The sequence below is a fragment of the Pseudomonas sp. NPDC089569 genome (assembly GCF_050280625.1).
GTDB lineage: Bacteria > Pseudomonadota > Gammaproteobacteria > Pseudomonadales > Pseudomonadaceae > Aquipseudomonas.
Genome location: NZ_JBNNVQ010000180.1, coordinates 1 through 5,381, shown reverse-complemented (window position 1 = coordinate 5,381; position 5,381 = coordinate 1). Strand labels below are relative to the sequence as shown.

General features: G+C 59.4%; 8 protein-coding genes. 1 reads left to right on the top strand and 7 read right to left on the bottom strand.

Features of this window, described 5'->3' with window-relative positions:
* Positions 1–57 precede the first annotated feature (57 nt).
* From hscB to trmJ, 7 genes are all read right to left on the bottom strand, one after another.
* Entirely contained in the window at positions 58–579 is a 522-nt protein-coding gene (gene hscB / locus ACQKP2_RS31520; RefSeq protein ID WP_427582197.1) for a co-chaperone HscB, read from the bottom strand.
* An 8-nt stretch (positions 580–587) separates the two neighbouring features.
* The gene (gene iscA, locus ACQKP2_RS31515) at positions 588–911 is read right to left on the bottom strand and encodes an iron-sulfur cluster assembly protein IscA (protein ID WP_003227904.1); all 324 of its coding nucleotides are present in this window, start codon (positions 909–911) and stop codon (positions 588–590) included.
* Positions 912–945: 34 nt separating this feature from the next.
* Positions 946–1,332: a Fe-S cluster assembly scaffold IscU gene (gene iscU, locus ACQKP2_RS31510; RefSeq protein ID WP_007974006.1), complete on the bottom strand. Its 387-nt coding sequence runs from the start codon at positions 1,330–1,332 to the stop codon at positions 946–948.
* A 102-nt stretch (positions 1,333–1,434) separates the two neighbouring features.
* Positions 1,435–2,649, bottom strand: coding sequence for an IscS subfamily cysteine desulfurase (locus ACQKP2_RS31505; RefSeq protein ID WP_427582196.1), 1,215 nt, complete (start codon positions 2,647–2,649; stop codon positions 1,435–1,437).
* A gap of 50 nt (positions 2,650–2,699) precedes the next feature.
* Positions 2,700–3,191 (bottom strand): Fe-S cluster assembly transcriptional regulator IscR, encoded by a 492-nt coding sequence (gene iscR, locus ACQKP2_RS31500; RefSeq protein ID WP_003227911.1) that lies wholly within the window; start codon positions 3,189–3,191, stop codon positions 2,700–2,702.
* 190 nt (positions 3,192–3,381) lie between these two features.
* Positions 3,382–4,158 (bottom strand): serine O-acetyltransferase, encoded by a 777-nt coding sequence (gene cysE / locus ACQKP2_RS31495; RefSeq protein ID WP_427582195.1) that lies wholly within the window; start codon positions 4,156–4,158, stop codon positions 3,382–3,384.
* Positions 4,159–4,160: 2 nt separating this feature from the next.
* Positions 4,161–4,931: a tRNA (cytosine(32)/uridine(32)-2'-O)-methyltransferase TrmJ gene (gene trmJ / locus ACQKP2_RS31490; protein ID WP_427582194.1), complete on the bottom strand. Its 771-nt coding sequence runs from the start codon at positions 4,929–4,931 to the stop codon at positions 4,161–4,163.
* Positions 4,932–5,077: 146 nt separating this feature from the next.
* Here trmJ and ACQKP2_RS31485 point away from each other — a divergent pair.
* Positions 5,078–5,381: inositol monophosphatase family protein (locus ACQKP2_RS31485; protein ID WP_427582193.1), on the top strand; the 304-nt coding region annotated here is incomplete at its 3' end.

The following is a 5,381-nucleotide window of genomic DNA, read 5'->3' as shown; positions in this document are numbered from 1 at the left end:
CGACAAGCACCGCCACCAGGATAACGGGGAGGCAGGCGATTGCCGCGAACGCCCATGTCAGCTTCTGTTTGATCCTTCTAACTGGCGCACTTCGTAGGTGAGCTTGTCGAGGAACTGCATGCGCCGCATCAGGCGCTCGGCCCGTTCGCGTTGCGCGGCATCGTTCCAGCAAGCTGCGAAGCTTTGGTTCAGTTCATCCTGGGCAGCCTTCAGCCGGCGCTTGAACGCAGCAACCCCCGACAAGTCGGCGCTGTCCTGCAGATCTTCGAGCTCTTCGCGCAACTCCATCTGCTGCAGAAGAAACTCCGGATCATGCACGGTGACTTCCAGCGGCAGCTCGCCACCGCTCAAGGCGAGCAGGTAACGCGCACGCTTGGGCGGACTCTTGAGCGTCTGGTAGGCCTCGTTGAGGCTTGCCGATTGCTCCAGCGCCAGCCGCTGCTCACGCTCGGTTGCGTCGGCAAAACGGTCAGGATGAACGCTGCGCGCCAGCTCGCGATAGCGCGAAGCCAGCTGATCGAGATCCAGATTGAAACTCGGTTGCAGCTCGAATAAAGCGAAATGACAAGGAGTACCCACAAGCAGCCTCAGATATTGAAGCTTTCGCCGCAGCCACACTCACCGCGCACGTTGGGGTTGTTGAACTTGAAGCCTTCGTTCAACCCTTCCTTGACGAAATCGAGCTCGGTGCCGTCCAGGTAGGCCAGGCTTTTCGGGTCGATGATCACTTTCTCGCCGTGACTTTCGAACACCTGATCCTCTGCAACCACTTCGTCGACAAACTCCAGCACATAGGCGAGGCCGGAGCAGCCCGTGGTGCGAACACCCAGGCGGATCCCCTCACCTTTGCCGCGCCCGTCTAGCGAGCGGCGCACGTGCCGTGCAGCCGCTTCTGTCATGCTGATAGCCATCGTCGACTCCTTACTCGTCGCCAAATTCCGAACGTCAGATCAAGCCTTTCTTCTGCTTGTAGTCACGAACAGCCGCCTTGATGGCGTCTTCTGCGAGTACGGAGCAGTGAATTTTCACTGGCGGCAGGGCCAGTTCTTCAGCCAGCTGGGTGTTCTTGATGGTTTCCGCCTCGTCCAGCGTCTTGCCCTTCATCCACTCGGTGGCGAGGGAGCTGGAAGCGATGGCCGAACCGCAGCCATAGGTCTTGAACTTGGCGTCTTCGATGATGCCTGCGTCGTTGACCTTGATCTGCAGGCGCATGACGTCGCCGCAAGCCGGAGCGCCGACCATGCCGGTGCCGACGTCGGGATCTTCCGCGTCCATCTTGCCGACGTTGCGCGGGTTTTCGTAGTGGTCGATGACCTTTTCGCTGTAAGCCATGATTCTCAATCCTCACTCATCAGGGCCGCTCTTGAGGCCCTGCAGTTCCGCTTGCGTCAGTCGCCGCGGAGCTACAGGAGCTGTATTCGGCGGCTTCTATATTTAGTGTGCCGCCCACTCGATCTTCGAGATATCGACGCCGTCTTTGTACATGTCCCACAGCGGCGACAGAGCGCGCAGCTTGGTAACGGCCTCGCAGACTTTCTGCGCGGCGTAGTCGATTTCTTCTTCGGTGCTGAAACGGCCGAAGGTGAAACGGATCGAGCTGTGTGCCAGTTCGTCGTTGCGACCCAGGGCGCGCAGTACATACGAAGGCTCGAGCGATGCCGAGGTGCAGGCCGAACCGGACGAAACCGCCAGATCCTTGAGCGCCATGATCAGCGACTCGCCTTCGACGTAGTTGAAGCTCAGGTTCAGGTTGTGCGGAACGCGGGCGGTCAGGCTGCCGTTGACGTACAGCTCTTCCAGATGCTCGACCTGCTTGTAGAAACGGTCGCTCAAGGCTTTGATGCGCGCGTTCTCGGCAGCCATGTCTTCCTTGGCCACACGGAAGGCTTCACCCATGCCGACGATCTGGTGGGTCGCCAACGTACCGGAACGCATGCCGCGCTCGTGACCGCCACCGTGCATGGTCGCCTCGATGCGAACACGCGGCTTGCGGCTCACGTACAGGGCACCGATGCCTTTAGGGCCATAGGTCTTGTGGGCGGAGAACGACATCAGGTCGACTTTCAGTTTTTGCAGGTCGATGTCGACCTTGCCGGTGGACTGAGCGGCGTCGACGTGGAACAGGATGCCCTTGGAACGGGTCAGCTCGCCGATGGCGGCGATGTCGTTGATGGTGCCGATTTCGTTGTTCACGTGCATGACCGAAACCAGGATGGTGTCGTCACGCAGCGCGGCTTCAACCATCTCCGGGGTCACCAGGCCGTCTTCACGAGGCTCGATGTAGGTCACTTCGAAACCTTCGCGCTCCAGTTGGCGCATGGTGTCGAGGACAGCCTTGTGTTCGATCTTGGTGGTGATCAGGTGCTTGCCTTTGGTGGCATAGAAATGTGCCGCACCCTTGATTGCCAGGTTGTCGGATTCGGTGGCGCCGGAGGTCCAGACGATTTCACGCGGGTCGGCGTTGACCAGGTCGGCCACCTGACGACGGGCGTTTTCTACGGACTCTTCAGCTTTCCAGCCAAACACGTGGGAACGGGACGCCGGGTTACCGAAGTTTCCGTCGACCAGCAGGCATTCACTCATCTTTTGCGCGACACGCGGATCAACCGGGGTAGTCGCAGAGTAATCAAGGTAAATCGGCAATTTCATGGACTATCTCCTAAATCAGGCTGGCTGGCGCGCCGTTAGCTCTGTGGCTGTCATTCGACGGCGGACGCTTCAATCTTGTCCAGGCGCGGCGCCTTGCTGTTGCAACGACGCTGGTCCTGGCGCTGGGCTACTTCTTGTACCTCACGGCGAGTCACAAGATCAGCCAAGCTGATACCGCTCAGAAATTCGTGAATTTGCAGGCTGAGATCGCACCACAGGTGGTGGGTCAGGCAGGTGTCGCCCGAGTGGCAATCACCCTGCCCCTGGCATTTGGTGGCGTCGACCGATTCGTTCACCGCATCGATCACCTGGGCGACCTGGATACCCTGCATGTCGCGCGACAGCTGGTAACCGCCACCTGGTCCACGGACGCTGGACACCAGATTGCTGCGGCGCAGCTTGGCGAAAAGCTGCTCGAGGTAGGACAGGGAGATGCCTTGGCGCTCGGAGATATCGGCCAGGGACACGGGCCCGTGCTGCGCGTGCAACGCCAGATCAAGCATGGCGGTCACGGCGTATCGGCCTTTTGTAGTCAGTCGCATGGACAATTACCACGGAGTTCGGAATGGGGCGAGTATGCAATTCCTGAGTATTTAAGTCAACTATAAGACCTAGTACTTTAGTCAGGTTTACCCGCAAAGAGCGGGCGCATCATATCAGGGTCTGCGGCCTAATGGCACACCGCTGAGCGCTGCGCCATTACCTGAAAGCGACCCGCACAAGAGCCCGCGATCAAACGGCCTTGCTTTCGTCCTTGCCTTTTACGCAAGCGAAGTCTTCTTCGCGCAGCTCAGGCAGATCCTTGGCGCAGTAGTTACTGCCCAGATCCTTGAGCGCTCCGCACATCCCCTCCAGACGCCCGTCAACCGCCTGCAGGTGATCGAGCAACTGGCCGATGGCGCGGGCCACCGGGTCCGGCATGTCTTCGCTGACGCCGTAGGCATCGAAACCGATCTTCTCGGCCATGGCCTTGCGCTTGGCATCCTGCTCGTCATCGGACTTGACGATGATCCGCCCTGGAATCCCGACCACCGTCGCCCCAGGCGGAACAGCCTTGGTGACCACGGCATTGGAGCCGACCTTAGCCCCGGCACCGACCGTGAACGGCCCAAGCACCTTGGCGCCCGCACCGACGACCACGCCGTCTTCGAGCGTGGGGTGGCGCTTGCCCTTGTTCCAGCTGGTACCGCCCAGGGTCACGCCCTGATAAAGGGTGACGTCATTGCCGATTTCGGCAGTTTCACCAATGACAATGCCCATGCCATGATCAATAAAGAAGCGCCGGCCGACCTTGGCACCCGGGTGGATTTCGATCCCGGTTAACCAGCGACCGAAGTTCGAGACCAGACGCGCCAGCCATTTCAGGTCCGCCTGCCACAGCATCGAAGACAGGCGATGGATCCAGATGGCATGCATGCCCGGATAGCAAGTCAGGACTTCAAAAGCGTTACGCGCCGCCGGGTCTCGGTGGAATACGCTCTGGATATCTTCACGCAAACGCTCGAACATCATTAATCCTTCCGCTTGATAAGCTCACCACGGGCCGCTTTCTGGGTTTCCGTGAGGATGCCACGCAATATATTCATTTCCGCCCGACTGACCGAGCTGCGTCCGTACAACCGGCGCAGGCGCGCCATCAAGTGCCTTGGCTTTTCCGGATCGAGAAACTCTATCGCCACCAGGGTTTGCTCCAGGTGCTCGTAGAATCGCTCCAGCTCGTCCATGGTCGCCAACTCACCGCTCTTGGTGGACGCCACCTCTTCCTTCTCGACCTTGCTCGGCTGACCTTCAGCCGCCAGCCAGGCCAGGCGCACTTCATAGCTCAACACCTGCACCGCCGCCCCGAGGTTCAGCGAACTGAACGTTGGGTCCGATGGAATGTGCACGTGATAGTGACATCGCTGCAGCTCTTCATTAGTCAGCCCGGAATCTTCGCGACCGAACACCAGTGCAATCTCGGCGCCTTGCGCGGCCTCCTCGACCACTTTCGCTCCACACTCACGAGGATCGAGCAGCGGCCAGGGAATCCGACGATCACGCGCACTGGTACCCAGCACAAGATTGCAGCCGACCAATGCATCTTCCAAGGTGGCGACGACTTGCGCTTTTTCAAGGATGTCTCCGGCACCTGACGCGCGAGCATCGGCTTCGTGATGCGGAAACAGTCGTGGCTCGACCAGCACCAGCCGCGACAGACCCATGTTCTTCATGGCGCGCGCGGCCCCGCCGATATTGCCCGGATGGCTGGTATTGACCAGGACGACACGAATGTTATGCAGCAAGGGAGGCGCTCTCGAACACGATAATCGGGAGCGGAATCTTACAGCTGTAGCTACCGTTAAGCCATGAAAGCGAATGTCGTCCTTCACCTGTAGAAACTTTCTGATAGAATGCCCGGCTTTCTTTAACAACCTTAGGTGACACATCCATGCAGCCCATGCTGAATATCGCGCTGCGCGCCGCCCGCGCCGCCAGTGAATTGATTTTCCGCTCCATCGAGCGCCTGGATACCATCAAGGTTGACGAAAAAGACGCCAAGGATTACGTATCCGAGGTGGATCGCGCCGCCGAACAGAAAATCATCGACGCCCTGCGCAAGGCTTACCCGAATCATTCGATCATGGGTGAAGAAACCGCCAACAACTTCTATGCCACCGGTACCCGCACCGATCGTGGTCTGGAAGCCATCACCCTGGCGATTCCGCCAACGCCGGGCCGCTCGATTGTCAAAC